Annotated in this window: 15 protein-coding genes; 12 read left to right on the top strand and 3 right to left on the bottom strand. The window is 77.5% G+C overall.

What is annotated here, in order from left to right; all coding sequences use genetic code 11:
- Positions 1–278 precede the first annotated feature (278 nt).
- The 3 genes from ACZ462_RS14900 (at position 279) to ACZ462_RS14890 (ending at position 2,671) form a co-directional block, all read left to right on the top strand.
- Positions 279–896: a VanZ family protein gene (locus tag ACZ462_RS14900; protein WP_468142775.1), complete on the top strand. Its 618-nt coding sequence runs from the start codon at positions 279–281 to the stop codon at positions 894–896.
- 98 nt (positions 897–994) lie between these two features.
- Positions 995–1,252 carry a DUF4404 family protein gene (locus ACZ462_RS14895; RefSeq protein ID WP_467806394.1) on the top strand — a complete coding sequence of 86 codons (258 nt, stop codon included), beginning with the start codon at positions 995–997 and terminating at the stop codon, positions 1,250–1,252.
- Positions 1,253–1,321: 69 nt separating this feature from the next.
- A complete protein-coding gene (locus ACZ462_RS14890) occupies positions 1,322–2,671 on the top strand; it encodes an NAD(P)/FAD-dependent oxidoreductase (protein ID WP_467806395.1) in 1,350 nt (449 codons plus the stop codon).
- Between the two features lie 49 nt (positions 2,672–2,720).
- Here the strand turns inward: ACZ462_RS14890 and ACZ462_RS14885 are convergent, their stop codons facing one another.
- Both ACZ462_RS14885 and ACZ462_RS14880 read right to left on the bottom strand, forming a co-directional pair.
- On the bottom strand, positions 2,721–4,145 hold the full coding sequence (locus ACZ462_RS14885; protein WP_467806397.1) for an oxygenase MpaB family protein: 1,425 nt from the start codon (positions 4,143–4,145) through the stop codon (positions 2,721–2,723).
- Between the two features lie 203 nt (positions 4,146–4,348).
- Entirely contained in the window at positions 4,349–5,197 is an 849-nt protein-coding gene (locus tag ACZ462_RS14880; protein ID WP_467806398.1) for a hypothetical protein, read from the bottom strand.
- A 277-nt stretch (positions 5,198–5,474) separates the two neighbouring features.
- Here ACZ462_RS14880 and ACZ462_RS14875 point away from each other — a divergent pair, with 277 nt between their 5' ends.
- On the top strand, positions 5,475–6,119 hold the full coding sequence (locus ACZ462_RS14875) for a dihydrofolate reductase family protein (RefSeq protein ID WP_467806399.1): 645 nt from the start codon (positions 5,475–5,477) through the stop codon (positions 6,117–6,119).
- A gap of 36 nt (positions 6,120–6,155) precedes the next feature.
- On the opposite strand, the gene ACZ462_RS14870 is transcribed toward ACZ462_RS14875, so the two are convergent.
- A complete protein-coding gene (locus ACZ462_RS14870; protein WP_467806401.1) occupies positions 6,156–8,810 on the bottom strand; it encodes an NACHT domain-containing protein in 2,655 nt (884 codons plus the stop codon).
- Positions 8,811–9,083: 273 nt separating this feature from the next.
- Here ACZ462_RS14870 and ACZ462_RS14865 point away from each other — a divergent pair, with 273 nt between their 5' ends.
- The 8 genes from ACZ462_RS14865 (at position 9,084) to ACZ462_RS14830 (ending at position 25,779) form a co-directional block, all read left to right on the top strand.
- Complete coding sequence (locus ACZ462_RS14865) at positions 9,084–9,404, top strand: hypothetical protein (RefSeq protein WP_467806402.1); 321 nt, start codon at positions 9,084–9,086, stop codon at positions 9,402–9,404.
- A gap of 207 nt (positions 9,405–9,611) precedes the next feature.
- Positions 9,612–9,800 (top strand): DUF6381 family protein, encoded by a 189-nt coding sequence (locus ACZ462_RS14860; RefSeq protein WP_467806403.1) that lies wholly within the window; start codon positions 9,612–9,614, stop codon positions 9,798–9,800.
- A 393-nt stretch (positions 9,801–10,193) separates the two neighbouring features.
- Positions 10,194–17,636, top strand: a complete 7,443-nt coding sequence (locus ACZ462_RS14855; RefSeq protein WP_467806404.1) for an SDR family oxidoreductase — start codon at positions 10,194–10,196, stop codon at positions 17,634–17,636.
- Positions 17,633–22,285 carry a beta-ketoacyl synthase N-terminal-like domain-containing protein gene (locus tag ACZ462_RS14850; protein WP_467806406.1) on the top strand — a complete coding sequence of 1,551 codons (4,653 nt, stop codon included), beginning with the start codon at positions 17,633–17,635 and terminating at the stop codon, positions 22,283–22,285. The genes ACZ462_RS14855 and ACZ462_RS14850 overlap by 4 nt, the downstream gene beginning before the upstream one ends.
- The gene (locus tag ACZ462_RS14845; protein WP_467806407.1) at positions 22,282–22,614 is read left to right on the top strand and encodes an acyl carrier protein; all 333 of its coding nucleotides are present in this window, start codon (positions 22,282–22,284) and stop codon (positions 22,612–22,614) included. The genes ACZ462_RS14850 and ACZ462_RS14845 overlap by 4 nt, the downstream gene beginning before the upstream one ends.
- The gene (locus ACZ462_RS14840) at positions 22,611–23,459 is read left to right on the top strand and encodes an alpha/beta fold hydrolase (protein ID WP_467882610.1); all 849 of its coding nucleotides are present in this window, start codon (positions 22,611–22,613) and stop codon (positions 23,457–23,459) included. The genes ACZ462_RS14845 and ACZ462_RS14840 overlap by 4 nt, the downstream gene beginning before the upstream one ends.
- Positions 23,456–24,697, top strand: a complete 1,242-nt coding sequence (locus ACZ462_RS14835) for a glycosyltransferase (protein ID WP_467806410.1) — start codon at positions 23,456–23,458, stop codon at positions 24,695–24,697. The genes ACZ462_RS14840 and ACZ462_RS14835 overlap by 4 nt, the downstream gene beginning before the upstream one ends.
- Complete coding sequence (locus tag ACZ462_RS14830; protein WP_467806411.1) at positions 24,694–25,779, top strand: class I SAM-dependent methyltransferase; 1,086 nt, start codon at positions 24,694–24,696, stop codon at positions 25,777–25,779. The genes ACZ462_RS14835 and ACZ462_RS14830 overlap by 4 nt, the downstream gene beginning before the upstream one ends.
- The last annotated feature ends 133 nt before the right edge of the window (positions 25,780–25,912 follow it).

The raw sequence follows: 25,912 nt of genomic DNA, 5'->3' as shown, positions 1-25,912 counted from the left end.
TGCCGAACGGGATCCGCACGGCACACGGGCTGCGCCCCGCCCCGCCCTCCTCCCCGGGCGGGCGGGGGCCGCCTCCCGGCAAGCCCCCGGCCACGGCGCTCGGACCGCCGTCCCCGGGCACGCGGAATCCGTACGGCAGCCACCCGCGTGCCTGTTCGCCCCGTGCCGCCGGCGGCGTGCCGGTGGCCGGCCCTCCTGCCGCCCGCGGCGCCGCATCGGCGGTGCGTCGCGGGGTACACGACCGGCCGAGCCTGAGGAGCCCCCGGAAGGAGTCCGTCATGGAGATGCGCAGGAAACCCACCGGTTTACGGCTGCGGGCGGGCAGGCCGGACCGTCCGGGTCCACCGCCGGGGGCGGAGCCGGGGCGGCGCCGGGTCGTGCGGGCGCTCGCGGTGCTGGCCGCGTTCGCCGGGACGGTGGTGTTCAGCCTGGCCCTGGCCCGGGTGACGCTGGAGCCGTCGGCCGCTTCGGCGGGCCTCGTGCACAGCAACGTGCATCCGGGCGCCTCGATCCGGCTGTACCTGGAGCAGGCGTCCGCCCGGGACGCCGCGCGGCAGCTCGGCGGAAACCTGCTGCTCGGCGTGCCGTTCGGCCTGCTGCTGCCGGTGATGCTGCCGCAGACGCGCGGCCTGCTGCGGGTCGCCGCGGTGACGGCCGTCGTGATGGCCCTGGTGGAGCTGGTGCAGGGCGCCCTGGTCACGGGGCGCGCATTCGACGTCGACGACGTGATCCTCAACACCGCGGGGGCACTGCTCGGATTCCTCCTCGCGGGCCGCCGGATGAGCCGGGCGGTGCATCCGTGCCGCCGGCACTGGTGGCACCGCCTGCCCGGCTTCCGCCCCCGCGGGGGCACCGGGGCAGCCGGGGCCGGCGGCGGGGACCGGCCGCCCGTGTGACCGCGCCGGCCGGTGGGGCGCGTACGGGCGCGCGAACGGGGCAACCGGCCCGTATCCGTCCCGCGAACGGCGGGGACGACCAGCGACGAGGAGGCACCATGCCGAACCGGTCGGCGGACCACCACCTGGACGCGCTGCGCGCGCGGCTCGCGGCGACCGGCGAGCACGGGCTCGCCACGGCGGAGCGCGAGGAGTTGCGGCGGCTCCTGGACCGGGCCGGCCGGGACGGGGCGCGGGACGACCCCGGGCTGGCAGAGTCGCTGGAGGAGGCCGCCCTGCGTTTCGAGGCGCGGCATCCGTCCGTCTCCGCCGCGCTGCGGACCGTCGGCGCCAACCTGGCCAACCTCGGCATCTGACCCGCGGCCGGCGCACCGCGCAGGCCGCTCGCCACTCCCCCGCCCCACCCCTCCCGAAGGAAAGACACCATGGCTCGACCGAGGATCCTCGTGGTCGGTGCCGGCTTCGCCGGCGTCGAGTGCGTGCGCCGGCTGGAGCGCCGGCGCGCGCCCGGGGAAGCGGACATCACGGTCGTCACCCCGAACTCGTACCAGCTGTACCTGCCGCTGCTGCCGCAGGTCGCCTCAGGGGTGCTGACCCCGCAGTCGGTGGCCGTGTCGCTGCGGCGCAGCGAGCGCCACCGCACGCGCATCCTGCCCGGCACCGCGGTCGGCGTGGACCCGGCGGCGAAGGTGTGCGTCGTGCGCACGATCACGGGGGACCTCACCGACCAGCGGTACGACCACCTGGTCCTGGCCCCCGGCAGCGTCACCCGGACCTTCGACATCCCCGGGCTCGCCGAGCACGCGCGGGGCATGAAGACCCTCGCCGAGGCCGCGTACCTGCGCGACCACGTCATCGCGCAGCTCGACCTGGCGGACGCGTGCGGCGACCCCGCCGAGCAGGACGGCCGGCTGCGCTTCGTCGTGGTGGGCGGCGGGTACGCGGGCACCGAGACGGCCGCCTGCCTGCAGCGCCTGACCACGCACGCCGTCAAGCGCTACCCGCGCCTGGAGGCCCGGCAGATCAGCTGGCACCTGGTGGACCTGGCCCCGCGGCTGATGCCGGAGCTGGGCGGCGCCCTGGGGCGCGCCGCGATGGACGTGCTGCGCCGCCGCGGCATCGAGGTCTCCCTCGGGGTGAGCGTCGCCAAGGCCGGCGCCACGGAGGTGACGCTGTCCGACGGGCGCGTCCTGCCCACCCGGACGCTGATCTGGACGGCCGGGGTAGCGGCGAGCCCGCTGGTCGCGACCCTCGGGACGCCCACGGAGCGGGGGCGGCTCGTCGTCACCCCCGACATGGCCGTCCCGGGGGCGCCCGGGGTGTTCGCGCTGGGGGACGCCGCCGCCGTGCCCGACCTCGCACAGGACGCCGAGGGGGCCGTCTGCCCGCCGACCGCGCAGCACGCTTCCCGGCAGGGCCGCACCGCCGCGGACAACGTGATCGCCGCCCTGCGCGGGCAGCCGCTGCGCCCGTACCGGCACCGCGATCTGGGGCTCGTCGTGGACCTCGGCGGCGCGGACGCCGTGTCGAAGCCGCTGGGGGTGCCGCTGCGCGGCCTGCCGGCGCAGCTGGTGGCGCGCGGCTACCACTGGGCGGCGCTGCGGACGAACGTCGCGAAGACCCGCGTCCTGACGAACTGGCTGCTCAACGCGGTGGCGGGCGACGACTTCGTGCGGACCGGCTTCCAGGAGCGCCGGCCCGCCACGCTGCGGGAGTTCGAGCAGACCGACGCCTACCTGACGGCGGACGAGATCCGGGCCCGCACGGCGCGCTGAGGGCGCGGGCCGCGGGACGGCCGGTGCGCGGGCCGGTGCGCGGGGTGCCTCAGGGCCGGCCGAGGAGGGCCGTTCCGGCCGCGGAGTCCGTGCGGGCCGTGAAGAAGTCGGTGAACGCGGCGACGAACTCGGCTTCGGCGATGCGGCCGTCGCCGTCCGCGTCGAGCTGGCGGAAGCCGTGGTTGAGTTCGGCCGGGTGGATGCGCTTCCCGCCGAACAGGGTGCGGTACTCGTCCGCGCACAGGTGGCCGCTGCCGTCGGTGTCGGCGGCGCGGAACAGGGCGCGCATCGCCGGGCCGAGGCCCTGCTCCAGGTAGTCCGGGTCCCGGTCGAGTCCCGTCAGCATGGCGGTGACGAACTCCGCGCAGTCCACCCCGCCGTCGCCGTCCGCGTCCATGCCCGCGCGCAGGTGCCGCCACCATGCCTCGAACGCGGCGTAGAGGACGTCCTCCCGCTCGGCGGGAAGCTCCAGCTGCCAGCACACGTTGTGGACCATCGCCTGGAGGTCGGCGGAGTCGACTCGTCCGTCGCCGGTCTGGTCGAGGACCTGGCGGAAGAAGGCCTCCAGGCGGGCCGGCCGGGAGTCGGCGGCGCGCGGCCGCGGCAGGCGCAGGGCAGGCTCGCGGCGGGGGCGGGCCCGGCCGGCGGGGCGTCCGCCGGTGTCGCCTGCGGAGTGGTGCCGGTACCGTACGCGGTCGGGCAGGCGGGTCATGACCAGCCGCATGCCGCGGTGCACGGCCCAGGAGAGGGCCGCGGCGCTGCGGGTGCGGGGCGTGCCGAAGCGCTCGTGCCAGGCGGGCGGCAGGTCGGCCACGGTGAGCGCGGTGAGCGTCCGGGCCGCGACGGCGCGCAGCAGCGGCCAGAGGGGGCGCAGCCGCCCGAGGCGGCGGGGTGCGGGTGCCTCGCGGAGCATGTCGAAGAGCAGGTAGCGGACCTGTTCGCCGTATTCGAGGACCTCGCGGACGGTCCGGTCGACGTGGGCCGGCACGTCGGCGGCGGTCGGCGGGAGGGCCTCCCCGGGGATGTCGAGGACCGCGCAGACGTCCTTGAACTCCGCGTACAAGGTGTCGAGTTCGGCGGGGGTGAGGGGGTCGCCGGAGAGTTCGCGCATGGCGGTCATGGACTCGTACAGGGTCACCATGACCCAGGCGCGGACGTCGGGGTCCTCGGCGGCGTAGGGCCGTCCGGTGTCGTCGGTGCCGCGGATGCGCCGGTGGGTGCGCGCCAGCCGGGCGGCCTCGCGCTCGCGGTCCTCGGGGCAGGCGAAGAACAGGCGGGCGCCGCTGTCCATGGTGTGCTGCATGCGCCGCCAGGGGTGCGCCCGGTAGGTGGAGTACCGGGCGGTGCCGGCCGCGACGGCGGGGTGCGCGGTCTGCAGGACGAGCAGCCTCCAGGCAACCAGGCCGATGCGCTGTTCACCGAGGGTGCGGCGTAGCAGACCGGGTGCGGCGGCGGACAGCGAAGTGCGGGTCACGTGTTGCTCCTGTGGCGGGAGGGTCCGGGCAGACAGCCGGTACAACGGTCGTGCCGCGGGCGGGTGGCCGCGCCGCGGCCCGGATCACTCCCATGTGCGTCGCTGCGAACGGCTGCACCCATGGACGGGACGCCGGCGGGGTGGACTCCCCCTGGGCGGCTTCGGGGCGGCCGTCGTCCGGGGCCGCACCGCGCCGGTGGCGGTCACCGGCTCCTGCGCAGCTCGTACAGGTCGCCGTCGTCCGGGTCGCCGACGTGGTGGTACAGCTCCGGGCGCTCCGGGCTGCCGGCGACCCGCCACGCGGGCAGCGGGCACCCCGGGATGCGGATGTGGACGCGCTGGCCCCAGGTGTTGCGCCGCCCGGGGGTGAGGGTCCAGGTGCCGGGGCCCGAGCAGCCGCGTCCCCAGCTTGAGTCCTCGCCGGTCCGGAAGTACTTGACCGCGGAGGCGGTGGCGGTGCCGTCGGCGGCGAGGGTGACGGTTCCGCCCCTGCCGTCCGACCAGGTCCCCGCCGCGGACGCGGCGGTGAGCAGCGGCGGCCGGTATCTCGGCACGATGTCGGTCCGGAGGGCGAGGGAGCCGAGGAGTCCGATGCCCGCCACGAGCGCGCTGCCCCGTAGCACGACCAGGCCGAACAGCCCTTCCCGCCGCAGCCGGCAGATGAGGGCGGCGGCGGACAGGACGGCCGTGGCCGCCGCCCAGGCCGCCAGGGGGCCGGTCGTGGCCGCGGGAGCGGTCAGTGCCGCGGGCACGGCCACGGCCCAGGGCCACGCGCAGCGGCCGCCGAAGACGCGTCCGAGGAGGTCGGCGAGCGCCACGGCGGGCAGGACGGCGACGAGCGACAGCAGGAACGCCGCGACGAGGACGAGCTGGGAGACGGCGAGGACGGATGCCAGGGCGTCGGCGGTCCGGCCGATGCGCAGCGGCTCCCGGGTCAGGACGTACAGCACTCCGAGCACGGCCGCGAGCAGCGCCTCCAGGAACAGGACCGCCGTCGAGACGACCAGGACGCGGCCGTAGGAGCGCCTCGGCACCGGTTCTGCGGATTCCACGGCTGGGTCCCCTCCCCCGGCACGCCGGGCGGACGCGGTCGCCCGTCCGGTTCGCGCCGCAGGCTTCATACTGCCACAGCTCTGAACGCGTTCAATTCCGTTTCCCCGGGTCGGTCCCGCGCCGTTTCCGGGCGGTGCGCGCCGTCCCTGCCAGACTGGCGGCCGGCCCGGGCCGGACCCGGGCCCGGGTCCGGGCCTTGCCGCGGCCGCACCGACGGGGTGCGGCGCCCGGAACGGCCTGACGGCACACTGCCGACCAGCCGAGGAGGACGTGCACATGGCCCAACTGCTGAGGGTCCAGAACTTCACCGTGTCGGGCGACGGGATCGGCGCCGGGGAGGACCAGAGCCTGGAGCGGCCCTTCGGGCACGTCGACCCGGGGAGGATGTTCGCCTGGGCCGGCGCCACGGCGAGCTGGCCGAACCGCACCGAGCCGGGCGGCAGCCGGGGCCTGGACGACTACTTCACCCGGGACTTCACCCACAACATCGGCGCCGAGATCATGGGCCGCAACAAGTTCGGGCCGCAGCGCGGGCCCTGGCAGGACCACGAGTGGCGGGGCTGGTGGGGGGACGAGCCGCCGTTCCGGACGCCGGTGTTCGTGCTGACCCACCACCCGCGGCCCTCGTTCACCCTCTCGGACACCACCTTCCATTTCGTGTCCGGTGAGCCGGCGGCCGTCCTCGACCTGGCCCGGAAGGCCGCGCAGGGCAAGGACGTGCGGCTCGGCGGCGGAGTGCGCACGATCCGCGAGTTCCTGGACGCCGACCTCGTCGACACCCTGCACGTGGCGGTCTCGCCGGTGGAGCTGGGCTCGGGGCTGCGGCTGTGGGACTCCCCGCGGGATCTCCTCGACCGCTTCCACCTGGAGACCGTCCCGAGCCCGAGCGGGGTGGTGCACCACCTGTTCTGGCGCAGGTGACGCAGGCGGCTCCGGACCCCCCGGTTCCGGCTCCGCTCACGGCGGCGGGGCCAGGACCCTGGGGAGGAGGTCCTCCGGAGCGGCGGCCAGGTGGAGTTGGAGCAGCCGGTGCGGGAAGAAGTAGCCGCTGTCGGTGCGGTGGAGGAGGACGCGCTGCTCCGCCGTGTCGAGGAAGCGCCGGTAGCGGTACGGGGTGCGGCCGCGCTGCGCGAGCACCGCGCGGATCGTCCAGTGGCGTAGGACGGCCAGGCCGCCGAACCGGAAGCCTCGGATCACCGCGAACAGCGCGCCGAGCAGGGACGCGGCGAACGCGGCTCTCCGCAGCGCGTCCCCGCCGGGGGCGGCCGCCGCGATCAGGGCGAGCAGGCCGAGGCCGGCCACGGCCAGGCCCGCGAAGCCGTGGACCAGGCAGAAGCGGACGGAGCGGCGGACGCCCTCGTTCGGGCGGGGGCGGCGGTCCTGCAGCGAGGGCTCGAACTGGTTGCCGAAGGCGTACAGGAGGCCGACGAAGACCGCCGCGGCCGGCGCGATCCACGAGGGCTGCGGGCACAGCAGCAGGACGACGTACCCGAGCAGGCAGACGAGCGCCACCCAGACGAACCCGGACAGCAGCCCGCGCGTGAGGTGGTACTTCAGCGGCGACGAGTAGATCATCAGCTCCTGCCGGAACCACGTCCACCGCATCTGCTCCACGGGCTGGAACACGGGCGTGAACGAGGCTTCGAGCTGGGTGGCGGCCACCCACGCGTAGGCGAGCCCGACGATCCAGCAGCCGGGAGCGGTCAGGTCGGCCTCCACGAAGACGAGCCAGCACAGGATGAGGAACATCGCGGGCACGTTGGCCATCATCGGCAGGGCGACTGCTCCGCGCTGCTCCACGCGGGGGCCGTCGCTGCCGAGGTGGTGCTTCTCCGACTGGTACGCCTGGGCCGCCACGTTCACGGCCATCGCCGCGGCGAGCGCCGCCGCGTCCCGCACGCTCGTGTCCAGCATCCCGGCGCGGACGGCCGCCGCCAGCCACAGCACGGGCAGTCCCAGGGCCGTCGCCGCCATCACGACGTTCGGGACGATCCGCGGCAGGATCTGCTCCACGGGGGACAGCCAGCCCAGGTCCAGCCGGTCCAGGTACAGCACGTGCTCCTTGCGCGCGGTGAGCATCCGTGCGAGGGAGGCCAGCCAGGCCAGCGTGCGCTCCGGGTCCCCGTCCGGGCGGGGGCGGTCGCGCCGCAGGCATTCGCGGGTGTAGGCGTCGAAGATGCGGCCGCGGCGCTCGACGAGGCTGCCCGGTGCGCGCAGGTCGTCGGCCGGCCGGTTGCGGTAGGTGAGGCGGATGAAGTTCAGCATCATCGGCGACTGGAACAGCGGCCACAGGTCCGGATCGCCCTCCAGCGCGGCGTGCACGTCGGCGAGGGCGTCCCGGTCGGCGGCGAGGAAGTCCTGGACGTCCCGGCGGGACGGGGGCAGCACCTCGACGTAGCGCAGCGCGCGCAGGTCCTGCGCGAGGCGGCGCAGGTCGGCCTCGTCCGTGCGGCAGCCGACCGCCATCCCGGGGCAGGAGCGGCGCAGCCGCCGGAGTTCGGCCACGCACCTGCTCCGTTCCGGTTCGGGTACCTCGTCCAGTCCGTCCAGGACGGGGAGCAGCCGGTGCTCGCGCAGCCAGGTGCGCACGAGGACGCCCGAGACGCCCCGGTACTGCTGGCCCATGGCCGCGGCGAGCCATTCCTCGACGGGTTCGCCCCGGTACGTGTCCAGCCGCAGGTAGACGGGGACGTGCCCGCCTCCCCGGTCGTCGGGTGTGTCGAGCGCCTCCACGGCCAGCCGGTGGGCGAGCGCGGCGAGTTGCGTGGTCTTGCCCATGCCGGGCCGGCCCAGCACCACCAGGTCGTCGGTGTCCTCGTAGAGCGCGCGGACGGTGGTCGCCCCCGCGGGCACGGCCACGGGCTCGGCCCGCCTCGCCCGTCTGGACCGGCGGGCGCGGCCGGGTTGGCCGGGGTGGGGATCCGGCGCGGTGAGGATCGCGAACCGCGGGGTGAGGTAGTGGTGTGCCTCGGCGCGCCCCAGGTCGACGGCCGCCCTGTCCCTGACCTGCTTGACGAGCCTTCGGCGCAGCTGTGCCGCGTACGCGTCCCTGCGGGAGCGGGCCGGCCAGGCGAGGACCGCGAGGACCCAGGCCGCGCCGGCCCGCAGGAGCCGGCGCAGGGGGTAGCGGCGCAGGTCCGCGGCGGGGGCCTCGCCGGGGGCCGCGGGCTCCGCCTGGGCGGCGGGGGCCGGGTCGTCCTCGTCGTCGACGCCGGGCAGGGGCGCGGGCGGGGCGGCCGGTGCCGCGGTACGGGTCGCCGGCGCCCCTTCGGCTGCCTGGTCCTCGCCGGGGGCGGGGTCCTGTTCCGCCCAGGCGCGGTGCCAGCGCGGCTCCCATGTGCGGGGGTCGCCGCCGAGCGCGGTGACCATGGACAGGAACGGCACCAGGAGGGGGCGCCGCTTGCCGGAGAAGGACTCGGACACGTAGGGCGGGCTGAGGTTGGCGGCCCTGGCGAGGGCCGTGACCGTGGGGCGGTCGGACGGCTCCCGCGGCTCGTACAGCTCGTCGTGGACACGGCGCATCAGTTCGGCCCACACCCGCAGCCCGGGTGCTGCCGCGGCCGGATCGGGGCGCTGCGGCCCCCGGGGCCGCGGGCCGGCACGTCCTGTCATCCGCTCTCCTCTTTCACGAGCCGTTCATTGCCGTTCATTGCCGTTCCTTCGTTCACCGCTGCCCGGAAGGCCTGGCCGCCGGGGTGCGGCGGGCCGTAGAACGGTGGTCGCCGGGGCCCGTCGGGGCCGGCCGGCGCAGGCACCGCGGCAGTCCGCGATGCGCTGCGCGGGGCGTCCGCGTCCCGCTTCGACCCACCCATCTTGGCCATCGCGGCGCCGTCTGTACGGCCTGTTGCGAAGTCCGGAAGAACCGCTGCCGACCGAGGAGTTCCCATGAGCCTGCCCGCGACCGTGACACGTGCCTTCCCCTCCGTCGGCGGCCTGGCGGCCGCGGGAGCGGGCGTGCTGGCCGACGCCCCCTGGTGGCTGGTGGTCGTGCTCGGGTTCGCGGCGCTGCTGGTGCTGCGGGCGGAGGCGCTCGTCAACGCCCGGAACGAGGCGCGCCGCGGGTCGCACGAGGACCGGCTCCTCGCGGCCGTGCCCGGGCGGCAGGCGCTGGACTACCTCACGGAGGTCAGGCGCGCCCAGGCCGGGCCGCCGGCCGTGCCGGGGGCGGGGGCGGACGGCGGGGCGGCCGGAGGCGGGGCGGCCTGAACCCGTGCTGCGGGCCCGGGGACGGGCGCCCTCCGAGGACACCGCATGCGAGCGGTGCCGGTGGCGGGTCGGCCCGTGCGACCGCAGCCGCGGAACGCCGTCCGGTTCGGCGCGACACGGCTGCGTCCCGGGGCCGATGGCGGACGGCGGGCCGCCGTTGCTGGTTGGGTGGGGGGGGCAGGACTCGCCCACCCGAGGAGGATGTCCATGAGCGACGAGAAGCAGCCCGGCGCGCCCGCCCGGCGGATGCGCGAGAAGGCCGAGGAGCTGGAGCAGGCGGCGCAGCACACCACCGACCCGGACGTACGCCGGCGCCTGGCCGACGAGGCCCTGCGCATCCGCGAGCGGATCGAGCGGGAGAGCGGTCCGGAAAGCGCGACCATGGACCCGATGTAATCCGGCCGTCTCCCTTCGGACGACCGCGGCTGCCCACGGCTGCCGCGGTGTCCGGCATTTCCGGCTACCGACCAGTCACTTCGCGCTTTTGCCGCGCCTGCGGCGCAACGGCGAATTCTCGCCGATCGCCCGCTCCCGGCGCCGCCGGGGGGCGTTTCCCCGAGTGTGCCCCCACTGCCCGCTCCGGCGCCGCGCCGGCCCCTCTGCCGCGGCGCCGACCGCTTCGGATCAGGTACGCAGCGTTGACCCTTCAGTAACTTGGCGCTAGCTTCGCTTCGTTCACCGAAAGGCCCGAATTCCCGTTCCGGGCCCGCGCGACCTTGTGCCTTCCCGCGGCCCTCGTCATGGCCGACATTCCCCCACCGGGCAACGCCATCGCATATTCGGAGAATTATGACGCCGGCAGAGCACGTCATCGGAGTGACCCCCTTCGGCGGACCCGATGCCCGCCTCGCGGCCGCGGTCACCCGCGGCGGCGGACTGGGTGTCCTGGACCTCGGGTCCGGCGACGGGGCCGCCCGCGCGGCCCTGGCCGACCTGCGGGACTGGCTGCCCGGGCGGTTCGGGGTGAGGGTCGGCCCGCACTGCCGGCTGAGCCCCCGGGACGCGGCCGGACTGCTCGGCGGACCCGGCGGCCCCCGTACGGTGCTCCTCGCCGCCGGAACGGCGGTGCGGCCCGCCGACCTGCCGACCGGGGTGCGGGTGCTGGCCGAGGCCACCGGCCTGGCCGAGGCGCGGGCCGCCCTGGACGCGGGCGCGCACGGCCTCGTCGCCCGCGGCAGCGAATGCGGCGGCCGCATCGGCGAACTGGGCACCTTCGTCCTGCTGCAGCAGCTCCTCGACGCCGCCGGCCCCGACGGGCCCCCGGTGTGGGCCTGCGGGGGCATGGCGCCGGGCACAGCCGCCGCGGCCGTCGCCGGCGGAGCCGCCGGCGTCGTCCTCGACACGCAGCTGGCACTCCTCGCGGAGTCGGCGCTGCCCGCGGCCGTGGCGGCCGTACTGCGCCCGCTGGACGGCTCCGAGACCACCGAGCTGGGCGGCCACCGCTTCCTGCGCCGGCGCCGGGCCGCGGCCCCGCCGCCCGGCGCGCCGCCCCGCGACCTGCCCGACGACGCGGACCGGATCGCCGCCCTGCTCGGCGGCCGCGACCCCGACAGCCGGCTCCTCCCGGTCGGGCAGGACGCCCCCCTGGCCGCCGTGTTCGCCGACCGCCACCGGGACGCCGCCGGCGCCGTCCGCGCCGTCGTCGAAGCCGTCCGCGCGGCGGCCGCCGACGGCACCGCCGGCCGCGCCCTCACCGCCGGATCCCCCATGAGCCGCGCCCTCGGCACCCGCCTGCCGGTCGCGCAGGGGCCGATGACCCGGGTCAGCGACGGGGCCGGCTTCGCCCGCGCCGTCTCCGACGGCGGCGCCCTGCCCTTCCTCGCCCTCGCCCTGGCCGGCCGGGAGCAGGCCGCCGCCCTGCTGGCCGAGGCGGCCGCCGCGCTGGACGGCCGCCCCTGGGGGGTGGGCATCCTCGGCTTCGCCCCGGAGGACACCCGCGCCGCGCAGCTCGAAGCGGTACGCGCGCACCGGCCGAGCCACGCCGTCATCGCCGGCGGCCGGCCCGCGCAGGCCCGCGCCCTGGAAGCCGACGGCATACGGACGTTCCTCCACGCCCCCTCGCCCGGACTGCTGCGCCAGTACCTCGCCGAGGGCGCGCGCCGGTTCGTCTTCGAGGGCGCCGAATGCGGGGGCCACGTCGGACCGCGGAACAGCTTCCCGCTGTGGGAGGCGCAGACCCGCGTCCTCCTCGACCACCTGGCCGAGGACCCGGGCGCCGCGCCCGCCCTGGAGGTGTTCTTCGCCGGCGGCGTGCACGACGCCCGCTCCGCCGCCATGGTCGCGGTCCTGGCCGCCCCGCTCACCGCCCGCGGCTGCGCGGTCGGCGTCCTCATGGGCACCGCCTACCTGTTCACCCGGGAGGCCGTCGTCCACGGCGCCGTACGGCCGCTGTTCCAGCGGCAGGTGCTGGCCGCCGAGCGGACCGCGCTGCTGCGGACGGCACCCGGGCACGCCACCCGGTGCGTACCGAGCCCGTTCAGCGAGGGTTTCCGGGAGCTGGCGGCGGAGCTGCGCGCCGGCGGCGCCCCCGACCGGGAGGTCTGGGAGCGGCTCGAGCGGCTGAACGTCGGGCGGCTGCGGCTGGCGAGCAAGGGACTCGAACGCACCGCCGCCGGCGGGCTGGCGCCCGTGGACGAGGAACGGCAGTACGCCGAGGGCATGTTCATGGCCGGGCAGGCGGCGGTGCTGCGGGACTCCGCCACGACCGTCGCCGAGCTGCACGAGTCCGTCACCGTCGGTGCCGCCGCCTTCCTGGAGCGGCGGTGTACCGCCCTGCGGGCTGCGGCGCAGGATACGGCCGGCGCCGGGCCGGCCGAGCGTACGCCCGCACCGCTGGACATCGCCGTCGTCGGCATGGCCTGCGTGTTCCCGCAGGCCGCGGACCTGGCCGCGTTCTGGGCGCACGTCCTCGACGGCCGCGACGCCGTCACCGAAGTGCCCTCGGAACGCTGGGATCCGGACGTGCACTGCGCCCCCGGCCCCGACGGCAGCGGCCCGGCCAGCGCCTCCCGGTGGGGCGGCTTCCTGCCCCGCATCCCTTTCGACCCGCTGCGCTACGGCATCCCCCCGGCCTCGCTCGGCAGCATCGAACCGGTGCAGCTGCTCGCGCTGGAGGTGTCCCGGCGCGCCCTGGAGGACGCCGGCCACGGCGAGGACGGCCGGCCGTTCGACCGGACCCGTACCGGGGTGGTGTTCGGGACCGAGGCGGGCAGCGACCTGTCGAACGCCGCCACGCTGCGGACCGTCCTGCCGTCCTACTACGGGCGGGTGCCGGCCGGGCTGGACGGGCAGCTGCCCCGGCTCACCGAGGACACCTTCCCCGGCGTGCTCGCCAACGTCGTCGCCGGGCGGGTTGCGAACCGCCTCGACCTGCGCGGCCCCAACCACACCGTGGACGCGGCCTGCGCCTCGTCGCTGGCCGCTCTGGACGCCGCCTGCAAGGAACTCGTCCTCGGGACGAGCGACATGATGCTGTGCGGCGGCGCGGACCTCCACAACGGCATCAACGACTACGCCCTCTTCACCTCCGTGCACGCCCTGTCCCCGAGCGGCCGCTCCCGTGCCTTCGACCGGTCCGCCGACGGCATCGCCCTCGGCGAGGGCGTCGCCTGCGTCGTCCTGAAGCGCCTCGCGGACGCGGAGCGGGACGGGGACCGGGTGTACGCGGTGGTGGTGGGGGTCGGCGCGTCCAGCGACGGCCGCTCGCTCGGGCTGACCGCGCCGCGGCCGGAGGGGCAGCGCGCCGCACTGGAGCGCGCGTACCGGGGCGCCGGTGTCTCCCCGGCCGACGTCGGGCTGGTGGAAGCGCACGGCACCGGCACCGTGGTCGGCGACCGGACCGAACTGGGCGTGCTGACCGAGGTGTTCGAGGCGGCCGGCGCCCGCGCGGGAAGCTGTGTGCTCGGGTCGGTGAAGTCGCAGATCGGGCACACGAAGTGCGCCGCCGGACTGGCCGGCCTCATCAAGTCGGCGCTCGCCCTGTACACGGGGGTGCGGCCGCCGACCCTCCACCTGGAGAGGCCGAACCCCGCCTGGCGGGCGGGGGCGAGCCCGTTCGTGTTCCACCGGGAGGCGCTGCCCTGGCCGGCCGCCCCCGGGCGGCGGTACGCGGGGCTGAGCGCCTTCGGCTTCGGCGGCACCAACTTCCATGCGGTGCTGGCCGGCCACGGCGGGGAAGCGCCGCCCCCGGAGCACGGACGGGACGAGTGGCCGGCCGAGCTGTTCCTGTTCCGCGGGACCGACACCGCGGCGGCCCGCCGGGCGGCGGCCGACCTGCTGGAGGCCGCCGACGCGGCCGCGCGGGGCGAGGCCCCGTGGCGCCTGCGCGACCTGGCCGCGACGGCGGCGGCCCGGGCCGCACGGGCGCGGGGGACCATCCGCATCGCCTTCACGGCCCGAGACACCGCGGACCTGTGCCGACTGCTGCGCAGCGCGGTGCACGCGGCCGATGCGGAACCCGGGCCCGCGGAGGCCGGGCCGAACACCGAGGCGGATGCCGGAGCCGAAGCCGTCGGAGCCGAAGCCGCACCTGAAACCTGGACCTCCGCCGGGGCCGCGCCGGGGGCCGCGGCGGACACCCGCGCCGGAGCCGCCTCGGGGAGCAGGCTCCAAGCCGCCGCGGGGCCCCGGGCCCGAGCCGACCGGGCCGAAGCCGCACCCGAAACCTGGACCCCGGCCGGAGCCGCCTTGGGGTCCGGGGGCCGAGACACCGAGGGGGGCCGGGTGTACCGGGCGGAGGAGGGCGGTTCGGGAGTCGGGCGTACGGCTTTCCTCTTTCCCGGGCAGGGCAGCCAGCGGCCCGGCATGTCGGCGCACCTCTTCACTGCGTTCCCCGGCCTCGGCCGGCTGCTCGGCACCGGCGCGGACGGCGGCGGCCGGGCCGTGGCGGCGCTGTATCCGCCGGCCGCCTTCGACGACGCCGCGCGCGAGGCGTTCCGGCGCGCCCTCACCGACACGCGGGCCGCGCAGCCGGCCCTCGGCATGGTGGAGCTCGCCGCGTACGCACTCCTCGCGCGCTGCGGGATCCGTCCCGACATGGCGGCCGGACACAGCTACGGCGAGCTGGTCGCCCTCTGCGCCGCCGGAGTCGTCGACGCGGAGGCGCTGCCGCGGCTGAGTTCCGCCCGGGCCGAGGCCATCCTGGACGCCGCCGGCGCGGATCCCGGGGCGATGGCGGCGGTGGCGGCCGCACCGGAGGACGTCGGGCGGGTGCTGGGCGGCCCGCCCCTGCCCGGCGGGCTGGTCGTCGCCAACCACAACGCGCCCCGGCAGTGCGTCCTGTCCGGGCCGGCGCGCGCGGTCGAGGCGGCCGTACGCCGGCTGCGGGAAAGCGGGCTCGGCGTGAAGCGGCTGCCGGTGGCGTGCGCCTTCCACAGCCCGCTCGTCGCCGCGGCCGGGCCGTCCTTCGGCCGCGTCCTCGGGGAGCAGCTCCTGTACGAGCCGGAGTTCGAGGTGTGGGCGAACCGGACCGCCCGCCCCTACCCGGCCGGCCCGGACGCGGTGCGCGGGGAGCTCGCCGCGCAGATCGGGGCGCCGGTGCGGTTCGCGGAGCAGATCGAGGCGATGTACGCGGCCGGGGCGCGGACCTTCGTCGAGGTCGGTCCGGGGCGGGTGCTGACCGGGCTGGTCTCGGACGTCCTGGGCGGCAGGCCGCACCGGGCCGTCGCCTGCGAGCCGCGGCCCGACAGCGGGCTGGCCGGTTTCCTCGACGCGGTCGCCCGGCTCGCGGCCGCCGGGCTGCCGGTGGCCGCCGACTGGATGTTCCGCGGGCGGGACGCCGTCGACATCGACCGGGCCCCCGCCCCGCGCACCCCCGGCTGGACCGTGGACGGGCACCTCGTCCGCACCGCGTCCGGCGAGCCGCTCCCCGGCGCCCTCGCGCCGGCCCGACCCGTTGTGGAGGCACCCGTGTCGACGAGTCCCGAAGAGGCGGCGTCCGGAGCCCCGGACGCGCTGGTCGCCGAGTTCCTGCGCAGCAGCCGGGAGGTGATCGCCGCGCAACGGGACGTCTTGCTGGCCTACTTCGGCGGCACGGTGGAAGGGACGGCCCCGGTGGCCGCCGGGCCCGTGTCCCCGCCGGTGCCGCTGCCGGAGCACCGGTTCGGTCAGGCGGCCGATGCCGGGGACGACCGGGGGAACCGCGAAAGGGGTCCCGGGCCGGGTGCTGCGCGCGCCCCGGAAACCAGCGCGGCGGGCGCGCCCGGAGCGGCTTCGCCTCGGGCCGCGGAGCCCTCGGGGGAAACGATTCTGCGGGCGGTCCTGGAGTTGATCGCCGAACGCACCGGCTATCCCCTCGACATGGTCGAGCCGGATCTCGACCTGGAGGCCGACCTGAGCATCGACTCGATCAAGCGCGCCGAGATAGCCGGCGAACTCGCCCGCAGACTCGGCCGCGCGGGCACCGCCGCGCCTGTCGTACTGGACGACGCGGAGCTGGAGGACCTGTCGCGAGCCCGTACCGCGACGGCGATCGCCACCTGGCTGACGGGCCGCGCAACCGCCGCGACCGGCCACACGGCCGGCGGCGGGGAGTCGGCGCAGGACGGCAGGACTGCCGCCGCCGGGGCCCGTCCGGCGGAGGCGGGCCTTCCGGTTGACGCCGACGCCGACGCGGTCGCTGTCGGCGACCGCGCGACAGCTGCCGAGTCCGGCCGCGCCCCCGGCGGTACTCCGGCCGGTGCCGTCCCTGTCGCGGGCCCCGGTACGGAAGCCCTTGCCGCCGCTGGTGCGGCGCCGGAGCCCGTGGTGGGTGCGCCGCGGCGGTACCGGGTGGTGCACGCCGAGGTTGCCGGGGCCGGGCTCGGGGCCGCGGGGCTCGCCGGGAGTCGGTGGGTGATCCTCGGGGACGGGGCGGGGGACCGGCGCGGCACCGCTGATCGGCTGCGGGGCCTGCTGGGCACCCGGAGCGTAGAACTGCGGGGTGCGGGATCCGACATGGGTGCCGCCGGCGGGTCCTTCGACGGGGTCGTCGTGCTGGGTGCGCTCGGCGAGGACGGCGGGCAGGCCTTCCTGCCGGGCGGGTTCGATGTCGTACGGGCCGTCCTGCGTGCCGGCGCCCGGCGGTTGTTCCTCGTCCGCGAGGCCGGGTACGGGCTGCGGGCGGCCGGGGTGGACGGGCTGGTGCGGGCAGCGGCCCGCGAGTACCCGGACGCCGTGGTGCGCTGCGTCGCGCTCGATGCGGCTGCCGCGCCGGGGCCCGAGGCCGCCGCGGAGGTCCTGCTGGAGGAGGTCGCCGCGGACGGCGGCGGGCCCGTCGTGGTGCGGACGTCCGCGGGACGGTTCGCGCCGGTGCCGGTCGAGGCGCCGCTCGGGCCGCTCGCCGGCCGGGGTGCGGGGCCGGCCGGGGAGGGCGCCGCGGAGGCGGAGGCGCTGGGACTGGACCGGGATGCCGTTCTCGTCGTGGTGGGCGGCGCCCGCGGCATCACCGCCCGCTGCGTGTCCGTGCTCGCGGCGGCGGCCCGCTGCCGTGTCGAACTCCTCGGCCGGACCCCCGTTCCGGTCGGGCCGGAAGACCCGCTGACCGCGGCCGCGGCCGACCGGGCGGCTCTGCGGGGCGTCCTCGCACGCAGCGGCCGGTACGCCTCGCCCGCCGAGGTCGAGCGCGCCGCCGATCTGGTTGCGGCCGGGCGGGAGGTCGCGGCCGCGCTGGACGCCGTACGGGCGGCCGGGGGCCGGGCCGGCTACCGCAGCGTGGACTGCCGGGACGCGCCGGCCGTGCTGCAGGCCGTCAAGGAGATCCACGCCGAGCACGGGCGGATCGACGGGGTGGTCCACGCCGCCGGGGTCGTCGAGGACCGGCTGATCGCCGACAAGTCGCCGGAGTCCTTCCGCCGCGTCCACGGCACGAAGACGCAGAGCGCGGCCGCGCTCCTCGCGGCCGCCGAGCAGCTCCCCGAAGGCGAACGCCCCCGGTTCGCCGTGCTGTTCGGGAGCATCGCCGCCGTCCTCGGCAACCGCGGGCAGGCCGACTACGCGGCCGCCAACGACGCACTGGAGGCGTACGGGGCGGTGTGGGCGGCCCGCACGGGGCGGCGGGCGCTCACCGTGCACTGGGGGCCGTGGGCCCCGTCGCCCGTCCACGGCGGCATGGTCGGGCCGGAGCTGGCCCGGCACTACGCCCGGCGCGGGGTGCGCCTGATCGACCCGGAGGAGGGGGCGCTGGCCCTGCTGCGGGAGTTGGCGTGGGGCGACCCGGCGGAGCGGGCCGTCATCCTGACCGCTTCGGAGTGGTGACGGTGGCCGCCCCGGCCCGCGCCCCGTACGGGGGCGGCACGCCTGCCGTGCCCGTCGCCATCACCGGCATGTCCGTGCTGCTGCCGGGGACGCCCGACCTGGCCGCGTACTGGAGCAACCTGTGCGCCGGCGCGGACCTCGTCGGGGAGGTGCCGGCCGGCCGCTGGGACGCCGCCTACTACCGTCCGGGCAGCGCCGCGGATCCGGCCGCCGCCGACCGGGTCTACTGCCGGCGCGGCGGGTTCGTGGACGCCGTCGCGGAGGTGGACCCGGCCCGCCTCGGGGTGATGCCGTCGTCCGTGCCCGGCACCGAGCCGGACCAGCTGATCGCCCTGCACGTGGCGGCGAACGCGCTGGCCGACGCGGGAGGGCCCGGCCGGCTGCCCGACCGGGAGCGCGTCGGGATCGTCCTGGGGCGGGGCGGCTACCTCACGCCCGGGCTGGTCCGCCTCGACCAGCGGGTGCGCACCGCCCGCCAACTCGTGCACACCCTCGGCGAGCTGGTGCCGGGCCTGGACGCGGACCGGCTGGAGCAGGTGCGGCGGGCGTTCACCGAGCGGCTGGGCCCCGACCGGCCGGAGGACGCGATCGGGCTGGTCCCGAACCTGGCCGCCTCGCGGGTCGCGAACCGGCTGGACCTGCGGGGGCCGGCGTACACGGTGGACGCGGCGTGCGCGTCGTCGCTGCTGGCCGTGGACCAGGCGGTCGCCGCGCTGGCCGCCGGGCGGTGCGACGTGATGCTGGCCGGAGGCGTGCACCACTGCCACGACATCACGCTGTGGAGCGTGTTCTCGCAACTGCGCGCCCTGTCGCCGAGCGAGCGGATCCGCCCGTTCCACCGCGGCGCGGACGGGCTGCTCATCGGCGAGGGCACCGGCGTGGTGGTGCTGAAGCGCCTCGCCGACGCGGAGCGCGACGGGGACCGCGTCTACGCCGTGATCCGCGGTACGGGCGTCAGCAGCGACGGCCGCGCCTCCGGCCTGGTGAACCCCGATCCGGCCGGGCAGGCACGGGCGGTGCGGGCGGCCTGGCGGGCCGCCGGCCTTGACCCGGCCGCGCCGGGCTCGCTCGGGCTGCTGGAGGCGCACGGGACGGCCACCCCGGCCGGAGACGCCGCCGAACTGGCCACACTGCACGAGGTGTTCGGGCCTCCGCACACCTCGAGCGGGGCGGTGCCGCCCGTGCTCGGGTCGGTGAAGTCGATGATCGGGCACGCCATGCCGGCCGCGGGGATCGCCGGGCTCGTCAAGGCGGCGCTGGCCGTCCACCACGGTGTGCTGCTGCCCACCCTGCACTGCGAGGACCCCCACCCGGCGCTGGCCGGGACGCGTTTCCGCCCGCTCGCGCAGGCGGCACCCTGGGAGGAGGGGCCGGGCGGGCCGCGCCGGGCCGGTGTCAACGCGTTCGGCTTCGGCGGGATCAACGCGCACGTCGTCCTCGAACAGGCCCCCGCCGGCGCGGCGGCCGCCCTTCCCGCCCCGCCGGGGCCGCGGGCGCGGGCGGTGGTCGACGAGCCGGAGCGCGTCCTGCGCCTGGCCGCGGACACGCCCGACGGCCTCGCCCGCCTCCTCGAGGCACCCGGCGCGGCGGCCCTCGCCCCGGAGCCGGCCGCCCCGCAGGCGGGGCCGGTGCGGCTGGCCGTCGTCGGGCCCGGCCCCGAGCGGCTGGCCCTGGCCCGGCGGGCCGTCGCCAGGGGCGAGCCGTGGCACGGCCGCGGCGACGTGTGGTTCCGCCCCGGCCCCCTCCTCGGGGTGCCGGCACCGGGCCACGGCAGGACGGTGTTCCTGTTCCCCGGTCTGGAGGCCGAGTTCGCCCCGCGCGTCGACGAGGTCGCCGACCGGTTCGGCCTGCCCCGGCCTCCGGCCCCGCCCGCCCCCGCACCGGATGGCCCCACACCGGGCAGCCCGGCCGCGGGCGGGCTGGGCCGCCACGGGCTCGGCGTCGTCGCCGTCGGCCGGCTCCTCGACGCCGCGCTGCGCCGTATCGGCGCCGTACCGGACGCGGTCGCCGGGCACAGCGTCGGCGAGTGGACGGCCATGGCCGCGGGCGGGCTGTACGAGGAGGAGGCGGTGGACGCGTTCATGGCCGCCCTGGACCCGGAGGCGGTACGGGCCGCCGACCTGGCGTACGCAGCCGTCGGCGCGCACGCCGACCGGGTCGCCGAACGGCTGGCCGGGGGCGGCCACCCGGAGGTCGTCGTCTCGCACGACAACGCGCCCGGCCAGTGCATGGTGTGCGGACCGCCCGACGCGGTGGAGCGGTTCGCCGCGGACCTGCGCGCCGGCGGCGTACTGGTACGGACCCTGCCGTTCCGCTCGGGTTTTCACACGCCGATGCTCGCGCCGTGCATCGGGCCCTTCCGGGAGGCCGCCGAACGGCTGCCGCTGCGCGCCCCGCACACCCCGGTGTGGTCGGGCACGACGGGGCGGCCTTTCCCGGCCGACGCGGCGGGAGTCCGCGAGCTGTTCGTACGCCACCTGCTGGAGCCGGTCCGCTTCCGCGTCCTCATCCGCTCCCTGTACGAGGCGGGGTTCCGCGTCTTCGTCCAGGCGGGCCCCGGACAGCTCGGCTCCCTGGTCGGGGACTGCCTGGCGGGGCGCGACCACCTGGTCGTCGCGGCGAACTCGCCGCGGCGCGGGGGCCTGGCCCAGCTGCGGCGGGCGGCGGCCGCGCTGTGGACGGCCGGCGCCGCCACGCACCCCGAGGCCGTGGACGCGCCGGACCCGGGTCCACGGCCCGGCGCCGCCGGGGCGCGCGGCGGGCGCCCGGTCCGGCTGGACCTCGGCGGGGCGCTGGTGTCGCTGCCCCCGTCGGCCCGTCCGCCCCTCGCACCGCACACCTCCGCCACGGCCGTTGCGGCCGCGGGACCCGCGTCCGGCGGGGCCGTCGCCGCCGAACTGTCGGCGCTGCTGGACGAGACGGCGCGGACCGCGCAGACGGCCGCCGCGCTGCTCGCCGGGGCCGGGCGGCCCGGCCCCCGCGTACGCCGTCACGCGCCGCAGGGTCCGGCCGCGCGCCGGGAGACGGTGTGGGTGTCGGTGGAGCGCATGCCGTACCTGCTGGACCACTGCTTCTTCCCGCAGCGCGCGGACTGGCCGGACGTGGCCGACCGGTGGCCGGTGGTACCGGCGACGACGATCGTCGCCCTGATGAAGGCGGCGGCGGAGCGCGCCGCCCCGGGGAGGGCGGCGGTCGCGGTGCACGACGCGTGCTTCGACCGGTGGCTGACCGCCGCCGAGCCCGTGGACGTCCCGGTCGACGTCACCCCGTGCGGCCCGGACCGGGTGGCGGTGTCGTTCGGGCCGCATGCGCGCGCCGTGGTGGAGCTGGCCGGCCGGTGGCCGGCCGAACCGCCGCCCGCGGTGCCCGCGGACGCGGCGGGCGAGCGGGTGCCCGACCACACGGCGGAGCAGGTCTACCGCGAGCGCTGGATGTTCCACGGACCGGCCTACCGGGGCTTGAGCCGGCTCACCGCCATCGGCGACCGGCACGTGCGCGCCGTCCTGACCGTGCCGACCGCACCGGGCGCGCTGCTGGACAACGTGGGGCAGGTCCTCGGCTACTGGATCATGGCGACGCGGACCGAGCGGACCGTCGTCTTCCCGGTGCGGGTGCGGCAGATGCGCTTCCACGGCCCGGACCCGCGGCCCGGCACCCCGGTGGAGTGCACGGTCCGGGTCACGTCCCTCACGGACGCCGTGCTGGAGGCGGACGCGGTGCTGACGGTGGCGGGCCGGATGTGGGCGGAGCTGTCGGGCTGGCAGGACCGGCGCTTCGACAACGATCCGCACACCCGGCCGGTGGAGCGCTTCCCCGACCGCCACACCCTCTCGGTGGCCGGGCCCGGCGGCTGGTCGCTGGTGTTCGAGCGCTGGCCCGACCTGGCGTCCCGCGAGCTGATCATGCGGAACGCCCTCGGCGGGCCGGAGCGCGCCGCGTACGCCGCCCGGCCGCCGCGCGGCCGCCGGCAGTGGCTGCTGGGCCGGATCGCGGCGAAGGACGCCGTGCGCCGCCTGCTGTGGGAGGCCGGCGAGGGACCCGTATTCCCCGCCGAACTCCTCGTGGAGAACGAGCCGTCGGGGCGGCCCCGCGTCACCGGCCGGTACGGCCGTACGCTGCCGCCGCTGCGGGTGTCGGTGGCGCACCGGGCCGAGGCGGGCGTCGCGCTCGCCCGCCCCGCGGACGCCCCGGGCGGGCCGGGGCCGGGCATCGACATCGAGGAGATCGCCGAGCCGGGCGGCGCGACCGCGGCGGCCGTGTTCGGGGCGGCGGAGCTCGCGCTCCTGGCGGCCTGCCGGGCGGGCTCCGCGGAGGCTCCGGAGGTGTGGTTCACCCGGTTCTGGGCGGCCAAGGAGGCCGTCTCCAAGGCGGAGGGCACCGGGCTGCGGGGCCGGCCCCGGGACATCGAGGTGACGGCGGCGGCGCCGGACCGGCTGACGGTCCGCGTCCGCCGCCACACGGGGGCGCCGGGCGCCCCGGACGCGCCGGGCGCGCAGGAGGCCCCGTACGGCGTGTACCGGGTCGCCTGCACGGAGGTGGCCAACCCTCCGGGACTGCCGGCGCGCACGTACGTCGTGGCGTGGACGACCGGCCCGGACCCGGACCCGCCGGGCCCGGGCGCCGACCGTGACGAGGGGAGCGAAGGGTGACGACCAGCCGGCCCGGCACGTCCGACGGAGCCGAAGAGGCGGAGATCCTCGCCGAACTGACCGCCATGATCCGACAGGTGCTGGAGGGCTACGAGGTGGAGGAGGGCGAGGTCACGATGCGCACCCGTTTCGGCGCCGATCTCGAACTGGAGAGCATCGACCTGGTGACGCTCGCCGGGCTGCTGGAGGAGCGGTACGGCGGCGCGGTCAACTTCGCCGAGTTCGTGGCCGACCTGGACCTCGAGGAGATCATCGAGCTGGACGTGGGCCGGCTCGTGGACCACATCCGCCGATGCCTGAAGGCCGCGGACGGGGCGGGGACCCGGTGACCGTCCTCGACACCGGCCGGGTCCGGCTGCACGTGCAGCGCCTCGCGCCCCCGGGCGGGCGCCCCGCCCGGGCCACCGTGGTGCTGGTGCACGGCCTGCTCACCGACAGCCTGGCCAGCTACTACTTCACCGTCGCCCCGGCGCTGGCCGCGGCCGGGCTGGACGTCGTCATGTACGACCAGCGGGGCCACGGCCGCAGTGAGCGCCCCGCCCGCGGGTACGGCCTCGACGAGGCCGCCGGGGACCTGGACGCCGTCCTGTCCGGGCTGGGGGTGCCGGGGCCGGTGCACCTGGTGGGCAACTCGTACGGCGGGACGGTCGCCTTCGCGTACGCGCTGCGGCGCCCGGAGCGCGTGGCGAGCCTGGTGGCCGTCGAGTCGGAGCCCGCCACCGCCACGTGGGCGGTCAAGCTGGCCGGGCTGCTGGGCCGGGTCCGCCACGAGATGACCGCCGACGAGGGCGCCGCGCTCGCCTGGATCGCCGCCCGGCACGGCGGGCACACCGCCCGCCTGGCGAAGGCCGCCGGACGGCTCGTACGGGACACCAGCATCGCCGCGGACATCCCGGCGAGCCCGGTGTCCGACGAGGCGGCGATCCGGGCCCTGCGCTGCCCCGTCCTCGCCCTGTACGGGGCAGAGTCCGACCTCGCCGAGCAGGCGCCCCGGCTGCGCGCGCTGCTGCCGCACTGCACCGCGGAGCTGGTCCCGGGGCTGCGCCACTCGGTCCTGGTGGAGGCGCCGGCGCGGGTGCGGGACGCGGTCCTCGACTGGGTGAGCCGCCACACCCCGCCCGTGGCGGCGGACCGGCGGGCGGCTGCCGCCGGGCAGCGGGGGCGCGCCCGGTGAGCGCCTTCCTCTTCGTCGTCCCGCCGCTCGTCGGGCACGTCAACCCGCTGGTGGGGGTGGCGTCCGAACTGGCCGCCCGGGGCCACCGGGTGGCCTGGGCGGGCGACCCGGAGCTGGTGCGGCGGCTGGCCGGGCCGGATGCGGCCGTCCACCCGTGCGCCCGGAGCGGCCCCGGCGGACCGGGCAGCGGCGACGGAGGCGGTGGGAGCGGCCGGGGCGGCGGGGCGGACCCCGTGCGCCCGCCCGGCATGCGCGGCCCGGAGGCGCTGCGCTTCCTGTGGGAGCGCTTCCTGGTGCCGCTCGCCGAGGCCATGGCGCCCGGTGTCCGCGAGGCGGCCGCGGCGTTCCGCCCGGATGTCGTCGTCGCCGACCAGCAGGCGCTGGCCGCGGCGCTGGTCGCGGAGGACCTGGGGATCCCATGGGCGACGTCGGCGACGACGTCCGCCGAGTTCGCAGACGCGCTCGCCCCGATGCCGCGGGTCGCCGCCTGGAACGACGCGCTGCTGAGCGGCCTGCGCCGGCGGATCGGGCGTCCGGGCGGCAGCTGCGATCCGCGCTTCTCCCCGCACCTCGTGCTCGCGTTCAGCACCCCCGAGCTGGCCGGGCCGGCCCTGCGCGGCGGCGACCGGATCGCCTGGGTCGGGCCCTCGCTGGCGGCCCGGCCGCGCCCCGCGGCGTTCCCGTGGGAGCGGCTCGATCCGGGGCGCGCGCTGGTGCTGGTGACTCTGGGGACGGCGAACGCCGGCGCCGGCGGGCGCTTCCTCGCCGAGGCGGCGGGCGCCGTGCGGGCGCGGGCCGGGGCGGTGCAGGGCGTGTTCGCCGATCCCGACGGCGTGCTCGGCGTACGGGAGGACGATCCGGACGTCATCGCGCTGCCGTTCGTGCCGCAGCTCGACCTGCTGGAGCGGGCCGCGGCCGCGGTCTGCCACGCCGGCCACAACACGGTGTGCGAGGCGCTGTGGCACGGCGTCCCGCTGGTCGTGGCGCCGATCCGCGACGACCAGCCGGTGGTCGCCGCACAGGTCGCGGAGTGCGGGGCGGGCGTCCGGATCCGCTTCGGGCGGGCCGGTGCCGCCGCGATCGGCGCGGCCCTCGACACCGTGCTGGGCGAGCCGCGGATCCGGGCGGCGGCCGCGGGTGTCTCCGCCGCGTTCCGGGCGGCGGGGGGCGCGGCCGCCGCGGCCGACCATCTGGAACGGCTGGCCCGGCAGCGGGCCGCGGAAGGGGAGGACGGATGAGCGGGCGCAGGGAGCGCGCGGCCCGGGTGGCCGCGCTGCGGGCGGCGTACCGGGAGGAACTCGCGGACGGCACGGCGGTGTTCTTCGAACCGCGCGCGCACCGCTGCCCGTGGTGCGGGTCGGGCCGGCTGGGGGGCCGGCTGCGCACCTCGGACCTGGTGCAGCACAAGCCGGGCGAGTTCGCCCTGGACCGGTGCCACGACTGCGGGCACGTCTTCCAGAACCCCCGGCTGAACGAGCGCGGACTCGCCTTCTACTACCGGGACTTCTACGACGGCCTGGGCGAGGAGCGCCTCGACGGAATCCTCGCGGGGCGTACGGCCTCCTACCGGGCGCGCACCGAGTCGGTGCGCCCGCACCTGTCCGGACCGGCGGAGTGGCTGGACGTGGGCACGGGGCACGGGCACTTCTGCGCGACCGCCGCGGAGCTCCTGCCCGACGTGGTGTTCGACGGCCTCGACCGCTCCGACGGGGTGGAGCTGGCCGAACTCGCGGGGCGGGTCCGGCACTGGCACCGCGGGACGTTCGCTGAGCTGGCGGAGAAGGCGCCCGGGTCGTACGACGTGGTGAGCATGTTCCACTACCTGGAGCACGCGCCGGACCCGCTCGCCGAGCTGGAGGCGGCGTACGCGGTGCTGCGGCCGGGCGGGCTGCTCGTGGTCGACGTACCGGACCCGGAGAGCCGCTGGGCGCGGCTGCTGGGCCGCTGGTGGCTGCCGTGGCTCCAGCCGCAGCACCTGCACCTGGCGCCCGCGGCCAACCTGCGCCGGAGGCTGGGCGCGAGCGGGTTCTCGGTGCTGGCGCAGGAGCACGCACCGGCGCACGACGCGGTGGACCTCGTGGCGGCGGCGTGGCTGGCGCTGGACGCGGTGGCGCCCCGGGAGGACCTGCCGTGGCTTCCCGAGCCGCCGGGTCCGGCCCGGCGGGCGCTGCGGGGCGCCACCCTGCTGGCGGGGGTGCCGCTGCTGGTGGCGGCGACCGTACTGGACCGGACGCTGGCGGGCCCGGCGGCGGAGCGGTGGGGGCTGACGAACGCCTACCGGCTGGTGGCCCGCCGGGAGGCAGGCCTGACGGAGCGTTAGCCGCCAGCCGCTGCCGGAAGGTGACGCCCCGGTTCCGGACGGCGCGCGGCCCGGTGCGAGATGGCGCCCCGGCCCGGGCGGGGAACGCCGTCCGGGCCGACCATACGGGTCGGCCGGCGACTGGACGCCGATC

Source organism: Streptomyces sp. NPDC031121 (assembly GCF_055570615.1).
Note: the sequence above shows the minus strand (reverse complement) of the source record. Positions and strands in the feature narration are given on the sequence as shown.